General features: G+C 63.0%; 14 protein-coding genes and 1 pseudogene. 14 read left to right on the top strand and 1 reads right to left on the bottom strand.

The window, feature by feature from the left end; translation table 11 throughout:
• Window positions 1–544 precede the first annotated feature (544 nt).
• The 14 genes from OEG79_RS11170 to nuoN all read left to right on the top strand — a co-directional run bounded on the left by OEG79_RS11170 (window position 545) and on the right by nuoN (window position 17,595).
• Window positions 545–2,140: an isocitrate lyase gene (locus tag OEG79_RS11170; RefSeq protein WP_264145097.1), complete on the top strand. Its 1,596-nt coding sequence runs from the start codon at window positions 545–547 to the stop codon at window positions 2,138–2,140.
• Between the two features lie 573 nt (window positions 2,141–2,713).
• A complete protein-coding gene (locus tag OEG79_RS11175) occupies window positions 2,714–3,127 on the top strand; it encodes an NADH-quinone oxidoreductase subunit A (RefSeq protein WP_264145098.1) in 414 nt (137 codons plus the stop codon).
• Between the two features lie 10 nt (window positions 3,128–3,137).
• A complete protein-coding gene (locus OEG79_RS11180) occupies window positions 3,138–3,815 on the top strand; it encodes a NuoB/complex I 20 kDa subunit family protein (protein WP_013715478.1) in 678 nt (225 codons plus the stop codon).
• A 63-nt stretch (window positions 3,816–3,878) separates the two neighbouring features.
• Window positions 3,879–5,660, top strand: a complete 1,782-nt coding sequence (gene nuoC / locus OEG79_RS11185) for an NADH-quinone oxidoreductase subunit C/D (protein ID WP_264145099.1) — start codon at window positions 3,879–3,881, stop codon at window positions 5,658–5,660.
• A gap of 2 nt (window positions 5,661–5,662) precedes the next feature.
• Entirely contained in the window at window positions 5,663–6,157 is a 495-nt protein-coding gene (nuoE, locus tag OEG79_RS11190; RefSeq protein ID WP_413247503.1) for an NADH-quinone oxidoreductase subunit NuoE, read from the top strand.
• Window positions 6,154–7,500 carry an NADH-quinone oxidoreductase subunit NuoF gene (gene nuoF / locus OEG79_RS11195; RefSeq protein WP_264145100.1) on the top strand — a complete coding sequence of 449 codons (1,347 nt, stop codon included), beginning with the start codon at window positions 6,154–6,156 and terminating at the stop codon, window positions 7,498–7,500. The genes nuoE and nuoF overlap by 4 nt, the downstream gene beginning before the upstream one ends.
• A gap of 58 nt (window positions 7,501–7,558) precedes the next feature.
• Entirely contained in the window at window positions 7,559–10,267 is a 2,709-nt protein-coding gene (gene nuoG, locus OEG79_RS11200; protein WP_264145101.1) for an NADH-quinone oxidoreductase subunit NuoG, read from the top strand.
• Window positions 10,264–11,256, top strand: coding sequence for an NADH-quinone oxidoreductase subunit NuoH (nuoH, locus tag OEG79_RS11205; protein ID WP_264145102.1), 993 nt, complete (start codon window positions 10,264–10,266; stop codon window positions 11,254–11,256). Before nuoG ends, nuoH begins: the two co-directional genes overlap by 4 nt.
• Before the next feature lie 12 nt (window positions 11,257–11,268).
• Entirely contained in the window at window positions 11,269–11,817 is a 549-nt protein-coding gene (gene nuoI / locus OEG79_RS11210; RefSeq protein ID WP_115291638.1) for an NADH-quinone oxidoreductase subunit NuoI, read from the top strand.
• A 67-nt stretch (window positions 11,818–11,884) separates the two neighbouring features.
• Window positions 11,885–12,394: an NADH-quinone oxidoreductase subunit J gene (gene nuoJ / locus OEG79_RS11215; protein ID WP_264145103.1), complete on the top strand. Its 510-nt coding sequence runs from the start codon at window positions 11,885–11,887 to the stop codon at window positions 12,392–12,394.
• Window positions 12,391–12,699 carry an NADH-quinone oxidoreductase subunit NuoK gene (gene nuoK, locus OEG79_RS11220; RefSeq protein ID WP_264145104.1) on the top strand — a complete coding sequence of 103 codons (309 nt, stop codon included), beginning with the start codon at window positions 12,391–12,393 and terminating at the stop codon, window positions 12,697–12,699. The genes nuoJ and nuoK overlap by 4 nt, the downstream gene beginning before the upstream one ends.
• Window positions 12,696–14,546, top strand: a complete 1,851-nt coding sequence (gene nuoL / locus OEG79_RS11225; RefSeq protein WP_264145105.1) for an NADH-quinone oxidoreductase subunit L — start codon at window positions 12,696–12,698, stop codon at window positions 14,544–14,546. Before nuoK ends, nuoL begins: the two co-directional genes overlap by 4 nt.
• 15 nt (window positions 14,547–14,561) lie before the next feature.
• Entirely contained in the window at window positions 14,562–16,091 is a 1,530-nt protein-coding gene (gene nuoM, locus OEG79_RS11230; RefSeq protein WP_264145106.1) for an NADH-quinone oxidoreductase subunit M, read from the top strand.
• 19 nt (window positions 16,092–16,110) lie between these two features.
• On the top strand, window positions 16,111–17,595 hold the full coding sequence (gene nuoN, locus OEG79_RS11235; protein ID WP_264145107.1) for an NADH-quinone oxidoreductase subunit NuoN: 1,485 nt from the start codon (window positions 16,111–16,113) through the stop codon (window positions 17,593–17,595).
• 46 nt (window positions 17,596–17,641) lie between these two features.
• Here nuoN and tam read toward each other — a convergent pair.
• Window positions 17,642–18,402, bottom strand: a pseudogene (tam, locus tag OEG79_RS11240) (trans-aconitate 2-methyltransferase).
• Between the last annotated feature and the right edge of the window lie 66 nt (window positions 18,403–18,468).

Here is an 18,468-nt window from a genome sequence, read left to right on the forward strand (position 1 = left end):
AATGCCTCCTGCGCCACAAGAACCATGGACAGGCCGCGCAACCCGCGGAACGCCTGAAATGCCCGACTCATGGGCTGTCGCGCATGACCACTCGGTCGCCGAATGAATATGTAGTAGCTTCAAAAAACCACTACAAAACGTTTGACGAAGCATTTTCCCAGAGGCATGATGGCCTCGCTCCCGCTAGCCAGGGGTCCTGAAAAGGATCTCCAGATCGTTCACGAAGCACTTCGTAACGGTCCGTATCCCAACAGCCCACAAGGCCGTACGACGAGGTTGCGACTGGAACGAAGTTGTCCTGAGGGACGGGGAAGCGTTTAGCGTCACACAGATCGACAGCCTTGCAGGTTGCCCTAGGTTTCCACGAGCCGACTGGCCCACGCAAAACACTCGAACTGTTCGCCACACCCCCCTCCTTGCGGTCAATCCTCGCCTCCAGCCGTTTTCTCGCCGTCATGCGGAAGCCTCCCGCAGCCACTGCATCCGTGCACGCATTGCGAGGGTAGTCGGTGCTCAACCAACACATTTTTTTGAAGGATTGACCATGTCCGCATATCAAAACGACATCAAGGCTGTAGCCGCTCTGAAAGAGAAGTTCGGCAGCAGCTGGAGCGCTATCAACCCCGAGTCCGTCGCCCGTATGCGCGCTCAGAACCGCTTCAAGACCGGTCTGGAAATCGCTCAGTACACTGCTGACATCATGCGCAAGGACATGGAAGAGTACGACGCCGACTCCTCCCTCTACACCCAGTCCCTGGGCTGCTGGCACGGCTTCATCGGTCAGCAGAAGCTGATTTCGATCAAGAAGCACCTGAAGACCACCAACAAGCGCTACCTCTACCTGTCCGGCTGGATGGTCGCTGCCCTGCGTTCCGACTTCGGCCCGCTGCCGGATCAGTCGATGCACGAGAAGACCGCCGTCTCCGACCTGATCGAAGAGCTCTACACCTTCCTGCGTCAGGCTGACAGCCGCGAACTGGACCTGCTGTTCACCGCTCTGGACGCTGCCCGTGACGCTGGCGACCATGCCAAGGCTGCCGAGATCCAGAACCAGATTGACAACTTCGAAACCCACATCGTGCCGATCATTGCCGACATCGATGCCGGTTTCGGTAACCCGGAAGCCACCTACCTGCTGGCCAAGCGCATGATCGAAGCGGGTGCCTGCTGCATCCAGATCGAAAACCAGGTATCCGACGAGAAGCAGTGCGGCCACCAGGACGGCAAAGTTACCGTTCCGCATGCCGACTTCCTCGCCAAGATCGCTGCCGTTCGCTACGCCTTCCTGGAACTGGGTATCGACAACGGTGTAATCGTTGCTCGTACCGACTCCCTGGGTGCCGGCCTGACCAAGCAGATCGCCGTGACCAACAAACCGGGCGACCTGGGCGACCTGTACAACAGCTTCCTGGACTGCGAAGAAATCTCCGAAGCTGAACTGGGCAACGGCGACGTCGTGATCAAGCGCGAAGGCAAACTGCTGCGTCCGAAGCGCCTGCCGTCCAACCTGTTCCAGTTCCGCGCCGGCACCGGCGAAGACCGCTGCGTACTGGACTGCATCACCAGCCTGCAGAACGGCGCCGACCTGCTGTGGATCGAAACCGAGAAGCCGCACGTTGGCCAGATCAAAGGCATGGTTGACCGCATCCGCGAAGTCATCCCGAACGCCAAGCTGGTGTACAACAACAGTCCGTCCTTCAACTGGACCCTGAACTTCCGCCAGCAGGTGTTCGACGCGTTCGTTGCCGAAGGCAAAGACGTTTCCGCCTACGACCGCGCCAAACTGATGAGCGTCGAGTACGACAACACCGAACTGGCCCAGATCGCTGACGAGAAGATCCGTACCTTCCAGCGCGACGGTTCCGCTCACGCCGGCATCTTCCACCACCTGATCACTCTGCCGACCTACCACACTGCCGCTCTGTCGACCGACAACCTGGCCAAGGGCTATTTCGCCGACCAGGGCATGCTGGCCTACGTGAAAGGCGTACAGCGTGAGGAAATCCGTCAGGGTATCGCCTGCGTCAAGCACCAGAACATGGCTGGCTCGGACATCGGCGACAACCACAAGGAGTACTTCGCTGGCGAAGCTGCTCTGAAAGCTAGCGGTAAAGACAACACCATGAACCAGTTCCACTAAGAACGGTTCCACTGCTGCAGACCACGTTTCTGCAGCAGTTCGATTGCCTAATCCGCCCCGGCTCTGCTGGGGCTTTTTTTGCCTTCTTCATGCAACCGCCACATCAGAGCTTTCGCAGAACCTGCCATTGCAGATTCAGGCGGCACATTGCGATGCCTCTGAAGCAAGAACCAGCCCCCGCTCAGCGATGTGACAGATGCCTGAGGCGGCACTTTCGCTGCTTTGGCCTTAACACCAAAGTGGCAATGAATTGCTCATCTTGGCGCGGACAATCACACCGGAAAATAAGGCAGATTAGGCGGATGAATGATCAGCGAAATAGTCAGACCAAGGCTGCCGACTATAGCCCTGTAAGCGCCGTGCCAGGTGGCTCGCTGCAAATTTGCATGGATGCGACAAATCAATCAGAAGCTCGACAGAATCGTTCAAAGTGCAGGAAGAATATTTCTCTGAAAAATTTACTTACAGCTAGTCTGCACATAGTATTGTGTACACACTTTGCGTCAGCGCCCTTGGCGGAGCTTGGCGATCAACCCAATATAAAAGCCGTTCCTTAGTTCAAGGAGTACCGGCATGCCTGATGCGGTAACGACCATGTCCCACAACTGGGCCTTCGCTGTTTTCTTGCTGGGTGTCTGCGGACTCATCGCCTTCATGCTCGGCCTTTCCAGCCTGCTTGGCAGCAAGGCCTGGGGACGCAGCAAGAACGAGCCCTTCGAATCCGGCATGCTTCCTACCGGCAGCGCACGTCTGCGCCTGTCGGCCAAATTCTATCTGGTCGCGATGCTCTTCGTGATCTTCGACGTTGAAGCCCTCTATCTCTTCGCTTGGGCAGTCTCGGTGCGTGAAAGCGGCTGGGCGGGCCTGATCGAAGCTACAGTTTTCATAGCAATTCTGTTGGCAGGTCTTGCCTATCTTTGGCGTATCGGGGCGCTCGACTGGGCACCTCAGGGACGCCGTGAACGGCAGGCGAAGCTAAAACAATGAGGCTTTGGCGATGCAATACAAACTTACTCGGGTCGACCCGAATGCGCCCAATGAGGCGTATCCGATCGGCCAGCGGGAGGTCGTCTCCGACCCGCTGCTAGAGGATCAGGTTCACAAGAACATCTACATGGGCAAGCTCTCGGACGTGCTTAACGGCGCGGTCAACTGGGGGCGCAAGAACTCCTTGTGGCCGTACAACTTCGGCCTGTCCTGCTGCTATGTGGAAATGACCACTGCCTTCACCGCCCCGCACGACGTGGCGCGTTTTGGCGCGGAAGTCATTCGCGCATCACCCCGCCAGGCAGACTTCATGGTCATCGCCGGCACCTGCTTCATCAAGATGGCGCCGGTCATCCAGCGTCTCTACGAGCAGATGCTGGAGCCCAAGTGGGTCATTTCCATGGGGTCATGCGCCAATTCCGGCGGCATGTACGACATCTACTCGGTCGTTCAGGGTGTGGACAAGTTCCTCCCCGTGGACGTCTACATTCCCGGCTGCCCGCCCCGCCCCGAGGCGTTCCTGCAAGGCCTTATGCTGCTGCAGGAATCCATCGGCCAGGAGCGTCGCCCGCTATCCTGGGTCGTTGGCGATCAAGGCATCTACCGTGCCGAAATGCCTTCGCAGAAGGAACAGCGACGCGAGCAGCGAATCGCCGTTACCAACCTGCGTAGCCCCGACGAAGTCTGAGCCGATGCTTGCCTGCGCAAGCGTCACGCCTACTTTCTACGTTGATCGACAGCGACCGAGACCATGACTCAAGACACCGTTGTGTCCATACCGCCTTACAAGGCTGACGACCAGGACGTCGTCGCAGAGCTGCGTGCCCGTTTTGGCGAAGACAGCTTCACCCTGCAAGCGACCCGCACCGGCATGTCGGTACTCTGGGTCGCCCGTGAGCGCCTGATCGAAGTGCTCACCTGCCTGCGCAACCTGCCGCGTCCCTATGTGATGCTCTACGACCTGCACGGCGTCGACGAGCGCCTGCGCACGCAGCGCCGCGGTCTGCCGGACGCCGACTTCACGGTCTTCTATCACCTGATGTCGCTGGAGCGTAACAGTGACGTGATGATCAAGGTCGCCTTGTCCGAGCGTGACCTCAACCTGCCCACCGCCACCGGCATCTGGCCCAACGCCAACTGGTACGAGCGCGAAGTCTGGGATCTGTACGGCATCACCTTCACCGGCCACCCGCACCTGAGCCGCATCATGATGCCGCCGACGTGGGAAGGTCACCCGCTGCGCAAGGACTACCCGGCGCGCGCCACCGAATTCGATCCGTTCAGTCTGACCCTGGCCAAGCAACAACTGGAAGAAGAAGCCGCGCGCTTCCGTCCCGAAGACTGGGGCATGAAACGCGGCGGCGAGCACGAGGACTACATGTTCCTCAACCTCGGCCCCAACCACCCGTCCGCCCACGGCGCGTTCCGCATCATCCTGCAACTCGATGGCGAAGAAATCGTCGACTGCGTGCCGGAGATCGGCTACCACCATCGTGGTGCCGAGAAGATGGCCGAGCGGCAGAGCTGGCACAGTTTCATCCCCTACACCGACCGCATCGACTACCTCGGCGGGGTGATGAACAACCTGCCCTATGTGCTCTCGGTGGAGAAACTCGCCGGCATCAAGGTGCCGGCCCGCGTCGACTTCATCCGCGTGATGCTGGCAGAGTTTTTCCGCATCACCAGCCACCTGCTGTTCCTCGGTACCTACATCCAGGACGTTGGCGCCATGACGCCGGTGTTCTTCACCTTCACCGACCGCCAGCGTGCCTACAAGGTGATCGAGGCCATCACCGGCTTCCGCCTGCACCCAGCCTGGTATCGCATCGGCGGCGTCGCTCACGACTTGCCGCGCGGCTGGGACAAGCTGGTCAAGGAATTCGTCGACTGGCTGCCCAAGCGCCTCGACGAATACGAGAAGGCGGCGCTGAAGAACAGCATCCTCAAGGCCCGTACCATCGGCGTGGCACAGTACAACACCAAGGAAGCGCTCGAATGGGGCACCACCGGCGCCGGCCTGAGGGCCACCGGCTGCGATTTCGACCTGCGCAAGGCGCGCCCCTACTCCGGCTACGAGCACTTCGATTTCGAGGTACCGCTGGCCCACAACGGTGACGCCTACGATCGCTGCATGGTGCGAGTGGAAGAGATGCGCCAGAGCATCCGCATCATCGACCAGTGCCTGAAGAACATGCCGGAAGGCCCGTACAAGGCCGACCATCCGCTGACCACGCCGCCCCCGAAAGAGCGCACGCTGCAGCACATCGAAACCCTGATCACCCACTTCCTGCAGGTTTCCTGGGGCCCGGTCATGCCGGCCAACGAAGCCTTCCAGATGATCGAGGCGACCAAGGGCATCAACAGCTACTACCTGACGAGCGACGGCAGCACCATGAGCTACCGCACCCGGATTCGCACCCCCAGCTTCGCCCACCTGCAGCAGATCCCCTCGGTGATCCGCGGCAGCATGGTGGCGGATCTGATCGCCTACCTGGGCAGTATCGACTTCGTCATGGCCGACGTGGACCGCTGATCATGAACACGCTTATCCAGACAGACCGTTTCGTCCTCAGCGAAACCGAGCGCTCGGCCATCGAGCACGAGATGCATCACTACGAAGATCCGCGCGCCGCGAGCATTGAGGCGCTGAAGATCGTGCAGAAGGAGCGTGGCTGGGTGCCGGACGGCGCCGCTGACGCCATCGGCGAGGTGCTCGGCATCCCCGCCAGCGATGTCGAGGGTGTGGCCACCTTCTATAGCCAGATCTTCCGTCAGCCAGTCGGCCGTCACGTGATCCGCGTATGCGACAGCATGACCTGCTACATCGGCGACCACGAGAGCCTGCTGGCCAGCATCAAGGACAAGCTGGGCATCGCTCCTGGCCAGACCAGCGCCGACGGACGTTTCACCCTGCTGCCGGTGTGCTGCCTGGGCAACTGCGACAAGGCCCCAGCCGTGATGATCGACGACGACACCTACGGCAACCTCGATGCCCAGGGCATCGCCCAGCTGCTGGAGGACTACGAATGAAGACCCTGACCTCCATCGGCCCGGCCAACCGCATCGAACGCCGTGAGGAAACCCATCCGCTGACCTGGCGCCTGCGTGACGATGCCCAGCCGGTGTGGCTGGATGAGTACAAGCAGAAGAACGGCTACGCGGCCGCACGCAAGGCACTGACCGAGATGGCCCAGGCCGACATCGTGCAGACCGTCAAGGAATCTGGCCTCAAGGGCCGTGGCGGTGCAGGCTTCCCCACCGGGGTGAAGTGGGGCCTGATGCCGGCCGACGAATCCATGAACATCCGCTATCTGCTGTGCAATGCGGATGAAATGGAACCCAACACCTGGAAAGACCGCATGCTGATGGAGCAGCTGCCGCACCTGCTGGTGGAAGGCATGCTGATCTCCGCGCGCGCGCTCAAGGCCTATCGGGGCTACATCTTCCTGCGCGGCGAGTACGTCGACGCTGCAGCCAACCTCAACCGTGCCATTGAGGAAGCCAAGGCTGCCGGCCTGCTCGGCAAGAACATTTTCGGCAGCGGCTTCGATTTCGAGCTGTTCGTGCACACCGGCGCCGGCCGCTACATCTGCGGCGAAGAGACCGCGCTGATCAACTCGCTGGAAGGCCGCCGCGCCAACCCGCGCGCCAAGCCGCCCTTCCCGGCGGCCGTCGGCGTCTGGGGCAAACCCACCTGCGTCAATAACGTCGAGACCCTGTGCAACGTGCCGGCCATCGTCGGTCAGGGCGTGGACTGGTACAAGGGCCTCGCCCGCCCGGGAAGCGAAGACCATGGCACCAAGCTGATGGGCTTCTCCGGCAAGGTGAAGAACCCCGGCCTGTGGGAACTGCCGTTCGGCATTACCGCGCGCGAGCTGTTCGAGGACTACGCCGGCGGCATGCGTGATGGTTACAAACTCAAATGCTGGCAACCCGGCGGCGCCGGTACCGGCTTCCTGCTGCCCGAGCATCTGGACGCGCAGATGTACGCCGGCGGCATCGGCAAGGTCGGCACGCGTATGGGCACCGGCCTGGCGCTGGCGGTCGACGACTCGATCAACATGGTTTCCCTGCTGCGCAACATGGAAGAGTTCTTCGCCCGCGAGTCCTGCGGCTGGTGCACACCATGCCGCGACGGATTGCCCTGGAGCGTGAAGATTCTCCGAGCCCTGGAACGCAAGCAAGGCACTGCCGAAGATATCCAGACCCTGCTCGGCCTGGTCAACTTCCTCGGCCCCGGCAAGACCTTCTGCGCTCACGCGCCAGGTGCCGTGGAGCCCTTGGGCAGTGCCATCAAGTATTTCCGTGAAGAGTTCGAAGCCGGTGTGGCCCAGATGGCGACCACGCCCCGCGTACCGGCGACCACGAACTGAACAGACGAATTCCCTTAGCCAGCCGCCTTAACAGGCGGGTAAACGAAGACTTGAAGAAATGGCCACTATCCACGTAGACGGCAAAGATTTCGAAGTCGATGGTGCAGACAACCTGCTGCAGGCCTGTCTGTCCCTCGGACTCGACATCCCCTACTTCTGCTGGCACCCGGCGCTTGGCAGCGTCGGCGCCTGCCGCCAGTGCGCGGTCAAGCAGTACAGCGACGAGAACGACACCCGCGGTCGTCTGGTCATGTCCTGCATGACGCCTGCCACCGACAACACCTGGATTTCCATCGACGACGAGGAAGCCAAGCAGTTCCGCGCCAGCGTCGTCGAATGGCTGATGACCAACCACCCGCACGACTGTCCGGTGTGCGAGGAAGGCGGCCACTGCCACCTGCAGGACATGACGGTGATGACCGGGCATAACGCCCGCCGCTATCGCTTCACCAAGCGCACCCACAAGAATCAGGAACTCGGCCCGTTCATCGCCCACGAGATGAACCGCTGCATCGCCTGCTACCGCTGCGTGCGCTACTACAAGGACTACGCTGGCGGCACCGACCTGGGCGTCTACGGCGCGCATGACAACGTGTACTTCGGCCGCGTCGAGGACGGCACGCTGGAAAGCGAGTTCTCCGGCAACCTGGTCGAGGTCTGCCCGACCGGCGTGTTCACCGACAAGACCCACTCCGAGCGCTACAACCGCAAGTGGGACATGCAGTTCGCTCCGAGCATCTGCCATGGCTGCTCCAGCGGCTGCAACATCAGCCCCGGCGAGCGCTACGGCGAGCTGCGGCGCATCGAGAACCGTTTCAACGGCTCGGTGAACCAGTATTTCCTCTGCGACCGCGGTCGCTTCGGCTATGGCTACGTCAACCGCGAAGACCGTCCGCGTCAACCGCTGCTGGCGGGCCAGGCGATCAGCATCGATGCCGCGCTGGACAAGGCTGCCGAGTTGCTCAAGGGCAAGCGTGTGATCGGCATCGGCTCACCGCGCGCCAGCCTCGAATCCAACTTCGCCCTGCGCGAACTGGTCGGTGCCAATAACTTCTATAGCGGCATCGCCGCTGCCGAACTGGCCAATATCCGCCTGATCCGCAACATCCTGCAAAACGGCCCGCTGCCGACCCCGACCTTGCGCGATATCGAGCTGCACGATGCGATCTTCGTCCTCGGCGAAGACCTGACCCAGACTGCCGCCCGCCTGGCCCTGGCCCTGCGCCAGGCCGTCAAGGGCAAGGCCACCGAGATCGCCGCCGGTGCGCGTATTCAGGACTGGCACATGGCAGCCGTGCAGAACGTTGCCCAGCACGCCCTGCATCCGCTGTTCATCGCCAGCGTCGCTGAAACCCGCCTTGACGACGTGGCCGCCGAAAGCGTGCATGCCGCTCCGGCCGATCTGGCCCGTATCGGTTTTGCCGTGGCTCACGCCATCGACCCGAGTGCTCCAGCCGTCGACGGTCTGGAAAGCGAAGCACGCGAACTGGTACAGCGCATCGCCGACGCCCTGCTGGCAGCCCAACGCCCGCTGATCGTTTCCGGCGCCTCGCTGGGCCACAAAGCCCTGATCGAAGCTGCCGCCAATATCGCCAGCGCACTGAAGAACCGCGAGAAAAACGGCTCGCTGAGCCTGGTGGTGCCCGAGGCCAACAGCCTGGGCCTGGCCCTGCTCGGTGGCGAGTCTGTCGATGCCGCACTCGATGCCCTGAGTGGCGGCCAGGCCGATGCCGTGATCGTGCTGGAGAACGATCTGTACCGCCGCGCCGATGCGGCCAAGGTCGACGCCGCGTTCAACGCCGCTCAGACGGTGATCGTCGCCGATCACCAGCGCACCGCCACCAGCGAACGTGCCCAGCTGCTGCTGCCGGTGGCGAGCTTCGCCGAAGGCGACGGCACCCTGGTCAGCCTCGAAGGTCGCGCCCAGCGCTTCTTCCAGGTATTCGAACCGAGCTACTACGACGCGGGCATTCTGATCCGTGAAGGCTGGCGCTGGCTGCACGCACTGCACAGCACCCTGCAGGGCAAGGCCGTGGACTGGACGCAACTGGATCAGGTCACCGCAGCCTGCGCCGCGAGCAATCCGTTGCTGGCCGGGATCAAGGACGCCGCACCGAGCGCGTCGTTCCGCATCAAGGGCCTCAAGCTCGCCCGCGAGCCACACCGCTACAGCGGCCGCACCGCCATGCGCGCCAACATCAGCGTGCACGAGCCGCGTCAGCCGCAGGATCAGGACTCCGCCTTCGCCTTCTCCATGGAAGGCTACGCCGGCAGCAAGGAAGACCGGCAGCAGATTCCGTTCGCCTGGTCGCCGGGCTGGAACTCGCCGCAGGCCTGGAACAAGTTCCAGGACGAGGTCGGTGGTCATCTGCGTGCCGGCGACCCCGGCGTGCGTCTGCTGGAGGCCGCCGGTAACGTTCTGCCCTGGTTCGCCGTCAACGCGGCGTTCAACCCGGCAGCCGGCACCTGGCAGGTGGCGCCGCTGCATCACCTGTTCGGCAGCGAGGAAAACTCCGCGCGCGCCAAACCGATCCAGGAACGCATGCCCGAGCCCTACGTGGCCCTGGCCCGCGATGAAGCGGCACGCCTGGGCGTGAACGACGGTGCGCTGCTGGCGGTGCGGGTCAATGGCCAGGCGCTGCGCCTGCCGCTGCAGATGCGTGACGATCTGGCCATCGGTCTGGTCGGCCTGCCGGTCGGCCTGCCGGGTATCCCGGCGGTGATCGCCGGGGCCAGCGTGACCCTGATGCAGGAGGCCGCGCAATGAGCTGGCTGACGCCCGAACTGATCGAGATCGTCATCGCGGTACTCAAGGCCATCGTCATCCTGCTGGTGGTGGTGGTCTGCGGCGCGCTGCTGAGCTTCATCGAGCGGCGCCTGCTCGGCTGGTGGCAGGATCGTTACGGCCCCAACCGTGTGGGGCCGTTCGGCATGTTTCAGATCGCCGCCGACATGATCAAGATGTTCTTCAAGGAGGACTGGACCCCGCCGTTCGCCGACAGGTTCATCTTCATCCTGGCACCGATGATCGCCTTCTCGGCGATGCTGATGGCCTTCGCCATCATCCCCATCACCCCGACCTGGGGCGTGGCGGATCTGAACATCGGCATCCTGTTCTTCTTCGCCATGGCGGGTTTGTCGGTCTATGCCGTGCTGTTCGCCGGCTGGTCGAGCAACAACAAGTTCGCCCTGCTCGGCAGCCTGCGTGCCTCGGCGCAGACCATCTCTTACGAGGTGTTCCTGGCCCTGGCGCTGATGGGCGTGGTGGCGCAGGTCGGCTCGTTCAACATGCGCGACATCGTCGACTACCAGGCGCAGAATCTGTGGTTCATCATTCCGCAGTTCTTCGGCTTCTGTACCTTCTTCATCGCTGCCGTCGCGGTGACCCACCGTCACCCGTTCGACCAGCCGGAAGCCGAGCAGGAGCTCGCCGACGGTTACCACATCGAATACGCCGGGATGAAATGGGGCATGTTCTTCGTTGGCGAGTACGTCGCCATCGTCACCGTGTCCGCCCTGCTGGTGACGCTGTTCTTCGGCGGCTGGCACGGCCCGTTCGGCCTCCTGCCGCAGATCCCGTTCTTCTGGTTCGCGCTCAAGACCTGCTTCTTCATCATGATCTTCATTCTGCTGCGGGCCTCGATTCCTCGTCCGCGCTATGACCAGGTCATGGCGTTCAGCTGGAAGTTCTGCCTGCCGCTGACCCTGATCAACCTGCTGGTGACCGGCGCATTCGTGCTGGCCGCGGCCCAGTAAGGAGATATGACAATGTTCAAGTACATCTGGGACGTGCTGGTCGGTACCGGCACCCAATTGCGCAGCCTGGTCATGGTGTTCGGCCATGGCTTTCGCAAGCGCGACACCCTGCAATATCCAGAAGAGCCGGTCTACCTGCCGCCGCGCTACCGTGGCCGCATCGTCCTGACCCGCGACCCCGACGGCGAGGAACGCTGCGTGGCCTGCAACCTGTGCGCCGTGGCCTGCCCGGTGGGTTGCATCTCGCTGCAGAAGGCCGAGACCGATGACGGGCGCTGGTACCCGGAGTTCTTCCGCATCAATTTCTCGCGCTGCATCTTCTGCGGCCTGTGCGAGGAAGCCTGCCCGACCACCGCGATCCAGCTCACCCCCGACTTCGAGATGGGCGAGTTCAAGCGCCAGGATCTGGTGTACGAGAAGGAAGACCTGCTGATCAGCGGCCCCGGGAAGAACCCGGATTACAACTTCTACCGCGTTGCCGGTATGGCCATCGCCGGCAAGCCCAAGGGCGCCGCGCAGAACGAGGCCGAGCCGATCAACGTGAAGAGTTTGTTGCCATGATTCGTTCTTACCCTCTCCCCCAGCCCCTCTCCCGCAAGCGGGAGAGGGGTGCAATGAGGAGCTTCTGATGGAATTCGCGTTCTACTTCGCCGCCGGTGTGGCGGTGGCATCGACCGTGGGTGTGGTCACCAACACCAACCCGGTGCATGCCCTGCTCTACCTCATCGTCTCGCTCTTGGCGGTGTCGATGGTGTTCTTCGCCCTTGGCGCGCCCTTTGCCGGCGCACTGGAAATCATTGTCTACGCCGGCGCCATCATGGTGCTGTTCGTCTTCGTGGTGATGATGCTCAACCTTGGCCCGGCTGCTGCCGAGCAGGAGCGCAAGTGGCTGACGCCCGGCATCTGGGTCGGCCCGGCGATTCTCAGCGCCCTGCTACTCGGCCAGTTGCTCTATGTGCTGCTGAATCACGACAGCGGCGCCCATATCGGCCATGCCAGCGTCGAAGCCAAAGCCGTCGGCATCAGCCTGTTCGGCCCCTACCTGCTGGCCGTGGAGCTGGCCTCCATGCTGCTGCTCGCCGCACTGGTTGCTGCCTACCACCTGGGCCGCCACGACGCCAAGGAGCCAACTGTATGACCGGCATTCCACTCGAGCACGGCCTGGCCCTGGCCGGCGTGCTGTTCTGCATCGGCCTGGTCGGCCTGATGGTGCGGCGCAATATCCTGTTCATCCTGATGAGCCTGGAAGTGATGATGAACGCCGCTGCGCTGGCCTTCGTGGTTGCTGGCGCCCGATGGGGCGTAGCTGACGGCCAGGTGATGTTCATTCTGGTGATTACCCTGGCAGCCGCCGAGGCCAGTATCGGCCTGGCGATCCTGCTGCAGCTGTATCGCCGCTTCAACACCCTCGACATTGACGCTGCCAGCGAGATGCGCGGATGAATTTTCTAGCCCTGACTCTATTGTTCCCGCTGCTCGGCTGGCTGCTGCTGGCCTTCTCCCGCGGACGACTCTCGGAAAACACCAGCGCGCTGATTGGTGTCGGCTCCATCGGCCTGGCTGCTGCCTGCGCTGGCTGGGTCATTGCTGCATTTCTCGGCAACCCACCGGCCGGCGGCGCCTACAGCCTGACCCTCTGGCAATGGATGAGCGTCGAAGGCCTGGCGCCGAGCTTCACCCTGTATCTGGACGGCCTGTCGGTGACCATGCTCGGCGTGGTCACCGGCGTGGGTTTTCTGATCCACCTGTTCGCCAGCTGGTACATGCGCGGCGAGGAAGGCTATTCGCGCTTCTTCGCCTACACCAACCTGTTCATCTTCAGCATGCTGCTGCTGGTATTGGGCGACAACCTGCTGGTGCTGTTCTTCGGCTGGGAAGGCGTGGGCCTGTGCTCGTACCTGCTGATCGGCTTCTACTACAAGCACGTGCCCAACGGTAATGCGGCGCTCAAGGCCTTCATCGTCACCCGCGTCGGCGACGTGTTCCTGATGATCGGTATGTTCCTGCTGTTCATCAACCTGGGCACGCTGAACGTCCGGGAGCTGATGGAGCTGGCGCCGCAGCGTTACGTTGCAGGTGACGCCTGGCTGTGGGTCGCCACGCTGATGCTGCTCGGTGGTGCGGTGGGCAAGTCCGCCCAGCTGCCGCTGCAGACCTGGCTGGCCGACGCCATGGCCGGCCCGACTCCGGTATCGGCACTGATCCACGCGGCGACCATGGTCACCGCCGGCGTCTACCTGATCGCCCGTACCCACGGCCTGTTCCTGCTGACCCCGGAGATTCTCGAGCTGGTCGGCATTGTCGGTGGCATGACCCTGGTGCTGGCCGGCTTCGCCGCGCTGGTACAAACCGACATCAAGCGCATCCTCGCCTACTCGACCATGAGCCAGATCGGCTACATGTTCCTGGCACTGGGCGTCGGCGCCTGGGATGCGGCGATCTTCCATCTGATGACCCACGCCTTCTTCAAGGCCCTGCTGTTCCTCGCCTCTGGTGCGGTGATCCATGCCTGCCACCACGAGCAGAACATCTTCAAGATGGGCGGACTGTGGAAGAAACTGCCGCTGGCCTACGCCAGTTTCGTCGTCGGCGGTGCCGCCCTGGCCGCCCTGCCACTGCTGACCGCTGGTTTCTACTCCAAGGATGAAATCCTCTGGGAAGCGTTTGCCAGCGGCCATGGCGAGCTGCTCTACGCGGGCCTGCTCGGCGCCTTCCTGACCTCGATCTACACCTTCCGCCTGATCTTCATCGCCTTCCACGGCGAGCAGAAGACCGAGGCACACGCCGGCCATGGCATCGCCCACAACCTGCCGCTGGTGGTGCTGATCGTGCTGTCGACCTTCGTCGGCGCCTGGATCACCCCGCCGCTGGCCGGTGTGCTGCCGCAGAGCATCGGTCATGCCGGTGGCGAGGCCAAGCACAGCCTGGAGCTGCTCTCGGGTCTGGTCGCGGTATCCGGCATCGTCATCGCAGCCCTGCTCTTCCTCGGCCAGCGCCGCGTCGCTTCCGCCGTGGCGCAGAGCGCGCCGGGTCGTTTGCTGAGCGCCTTGTGGTTCGCCGCCTGGGGCTTCGACTGGCTCTACGACAAGCTGTTCGTGCGCCCCTACCTGCTGCTCTGCCATCTGCTGCGCCGTGACCCGATCGACCGCAGCATCGGCCTGATTCCGCTGTTTGCGCGTGGAGGCAACGCCGCGCTGGTGCGCAGCGAGAACGGTCAGGTGCGCTGGTACGCCGCTTCGATCGCCGGGGGCGCCGTACTGGTGCTCGCCGCCATCCTATTTTTGAGTTAAGGAAAACAGCCTGTCATGATTCTGCCCTGGCTAATCCTGATTCCCTTCATCGGCGGCCTGCTGTGCTGGCAAGGCGAGCGCTTCGGCCATCTCCTGCCACGCTGGATCGCCCTGATCACCATGGCACTGCTGTTCGGCCTGAGCCTGTGGCTGTGGGTCAGCGGTGACTTCACCCTGGCGCCGAGCCCGGACAGCGGCCCGCGCTGGGCCCACGAGTTCGTCATCGACTGGATCCCGCGGCTCGGCATCACCATTCACCTGGCGATGGACGGTCTGTCGGTACTGATGGTGGTGCTCACCGGCCTGCTCGGCGTGCTCTCGGTACTGTGCTCGTGGAACGAGATCCAGCACCGCGTCGGTTTCTTCCACCTCAACCTGATGTGGATTCTCGGCGGCGTGGTCGGCGTGTTCCTCGCCGTGGACCTGTTCCTGTTCTTCTTCTTCTGGGAAATGATGCTGGTGCCGATGTACTTCCTCATCGCGCTCTGGGGTCATAGCGGCAGCGACGGTCGTACCCGCATCACCGCTGCGACCAAGTTCTTCATCTTTACCCAGGCCAGTGGCCTGATCATGCTGCTGGCGATCCTGGCCCTGGTATTCGTGCACTTCAACCAGACCGGCGTGCTGACCTTCAATTACGCCGACCTGCTGAAGACCGAACTGGCGCCCGGCACCGAATACCTGCTGATGCTCGGTTTCTTCGTCGCCTTCGCGGTGAAGTTCCCGGTGGTGCCTGTGCATTCCTGGCTGCCGGACGCCCACGCCCAGGCACCGACCGCAGGCTCCGTGGACCTGGCCGGTATCCTGCTGAAGACCGCCGCCTACGGCCTGTTGCGCTTCGCCCTGCCGCTGTTCCCCAATGCCTCGGCGGAGTTCGCGCCCATCGCCCAGTGGCTCGGTGTGTTCGCCATCATCTACGGCGCCCTGCTGTCGTTCGCACAGACCGACATCAAGCGCCTGGTGGCCTACTCCAGCGTCTCGCACATGGGCTTCGTGCTGATCGCCATCTATTCGGGCAGCCAGATCGCCCTGCAGGGTGCGGTGGTGCAAATGGTCGCCCACGGTCTGTCTGCCGCTGCGCTGTTCATCCTCTGCGGCCAGCTCTACGAGCGCCTGCACACCCGCGACCTGCGCCAGATGGGCGGAATCTGGGCACGCATGCCCTGGCTGCCGGCCATCAGCCTGTTCTTCGCCGCCGCCGCGCTCGGCCTGCCGGGTACCGGCAACTTCGTCGGCGAATTCCTCATTCTGATCGGTAGCTTCCCCAGCGCGCCCTGGGTCGTGGTGCTCGCCGCCAGCGGCCTGGTGCTCGGCTCGGTATACGCCCTGGCGATGATCCATCGCGCCTACTTCGGCCCGGTGCAGCAGGAAGCGCCGCTGCCGGGGCTGAAAGCTCGCGAGATGGCCATGGTGCTCGGCCTCGGCGTGCTGCTGATTCTGCTTGGCGTTTACCCGCAACCGGTGCTCGACACCTCCGCTGCCAGCATGCATGGCGTGCAGCAGTGGATGGCTGGCGCCCTCGATCAACTCGCCTCGGGCCGGTAAGGGTAAGGATTAGAGACTCATGGAACATCACGCTGTAGAATTCACCGTGCAACATCTGATCGCCCTGCTGCCATTGCTGGTAACCAGCCTTACCGTGGTGGTGGTGATGCTGGCAATCGCCGTCAGGCGCAATCACGGCCTGACCTTCTTGCTTTCGGTGGTCGGTCTGAATCTGGCGCTGCTGTCGCTCATTCCAACCCTGGAGGTGGCCCCGCTGCAGGTTACCCCGCTGCTGCTGATCGACAACTTCGCCTGCTACTACATGGCACTGGTACTGGCCGCCAGCCTGGCCTGCATCACCCTGATCCATGCCTATCTGGGCGGCGAATCCGGCAAGGGTTACCCGGGCAACCGCGAGGAGCTGTACCTGCTGGTGTTGCTGTCCGCCGCTGGCGGCCTGGTACTGGTCAGTGCCCAGCACCTGGCCGGGCTGTTCATCGGCCTGGAACTGCTGTCGGTGCCGACCTACGGCATGATCGCCTACGCCTTTTTCAACAAGCGCTCGCTGGAGGCCGGCATCAAGTACATGGTGCTTTCGGCTGCCGGCAGCGCCTTCCTACTGTTCGGCATGGCGCTGCTGTACGCCGAGTCCGGCAACCTGGGCTTCGCCGATATCGGTGCCACTCTGATGCGCGAGAGCAGCCAATTGGTGCAGATCGGCATCGGCATGATGCTGATCGGCCTGGCTTTCAAACTGTCGCTGGTGCCCTTCCACCTGTGGACGCCGGATGTCTACGAAGGCGCCCCGGCGCCGGTGGCAGCCTTCCTCGCCACCGCCAGCAAGGTGGCGGTGTTTGCCGTGCTGCTGCGCCTGTACCAGATATCTCCAGCCATGAGCGGCGGCTGGCTGAGCGAGCTGCTGACCCTGATCGCCATCGCTTCGATCCTGTTCGGCAACCTGCTGGCGCTGCTGCAGAACAATCTCAAGCGCCTGCTGGGCTACTCCTCCATCGCTCACTTCGGTTACCTGCTGGTGGCGCTGATCGCCAGCAAGGGGTTGGCCGTGGAGGCGGTTGGCGTGTACCTGGCCACCTACGTATTGACCAGCCTTGGCGCGTTCGGCGTGATCACCCTGATGTCCACGCCCTACAGCGGCCGTGATGCCGATGCACTGTACGAGTACCGGGGTCTGTTCTGGCGCCGTCCGTACCTGACTGCGGTACTCACGGTGATGATGCTGTCGCTGGCCGGCATTCCGCTGACCGCCGGCTTTATCGGCAAATTTTACGTGATCGCAGCCGGTGTCGAGGCGCAGCTGTGGTGGCTGCTCGGTGCGATGGTGCTGGGCAGCGCCATCGGCGTGTTCTATTACCTGCGGGTGATGGTCACCCTGTTCATGCGCGAACCCAACATGCATCACCACGATGCCCCCTTCGACTGGGGCCAGCGCGCTGGCGGCATCATGCTGCTGGTGGTCGCCCTGCTCGCCTTCATCCTCGGCGTCTACCCGCAACCGCTGCTGGAGCTGGTGCAGCAGGCCGGCCTGGTCGCACTGGCGCAGTAAACGGAAAAGCCCCGCAGATGCGGGGCTTTTTCTTTGCGGGCCGCGCCTAGCGCCGAGCCACCAGAAACAGCCGCGGAAAAGGCAGCAGCACCCGCCCGTCGGCCTGTGCCGGATAGGCCTCGGCGATAGCCTCCTTGTACCGCTCGAGGAAAGCCGACTGCTGCTCGGCCTGCAGCGGTTGCAGGAACGGCAGCAATGCCGTGGACTTGAACCACTCCACTATCGCAGCGGCGCTATCGAGTATGTGGAAATAGGTGGTGCGCCAGATATCCAGTTCGCTGGCGTGGGCACCGAGGATGTCGTAGTAGGCCTGCACGCTGTGCCGCTCGGCATGACGCACCTCACCGATTTGTGCCGCCCAGGGCCCGTCAGCCGCTACCTCGCGGGCCAGTCGGTGGGCCGGTTCCTGCAGGTTGTCGGGCGTCTGGATCGCCAACCAGCCACCGGGCGCCAGTTGCGCCAGTAGTCTCGGATAAAGCCGGGCGTGATCCGGCAGCCATTGCAGCGAGGCGTTGGCCAGGATCAGTTGTGGCGCGACCTCAGCCCCCAGGACTGGATATCCGCGAGCTGGAAACAGACCTGAGGCAGCCGCTCACGCGCCGCGCGCAGCATGTCATCGCTGCTGTCGATACCGATCACTTGCGCGTGTGGCGCATGCGCCTGCAGTACCGCGGTGGAATTGCCGGGGCCGCAGCCCAGGTCCACGGCCAGTTCGATGCCGCCCCGTGGCACGGCTGCGAGCAGGTCATGTACCGGGCGGGTACGCTGGCGTTCGAAAAGGGAATATTGCTGGGCGGACCAACTCATCAGGGGCGCTCCTGCTTCAGACGACCGCCTCAGAATAACAGCCGACACGTATCACTCACGCAAACA

The sequence above is a fragment of the Pseudomonas sp. Z8(2022) genome, assembly GCF_025837155.1.
Lineage (GTDB): Bacteria > Pseudomonadota > Gammaproteobacteria > Pseudomonadales > Pseudomonadaceae > Aquipseudomonas.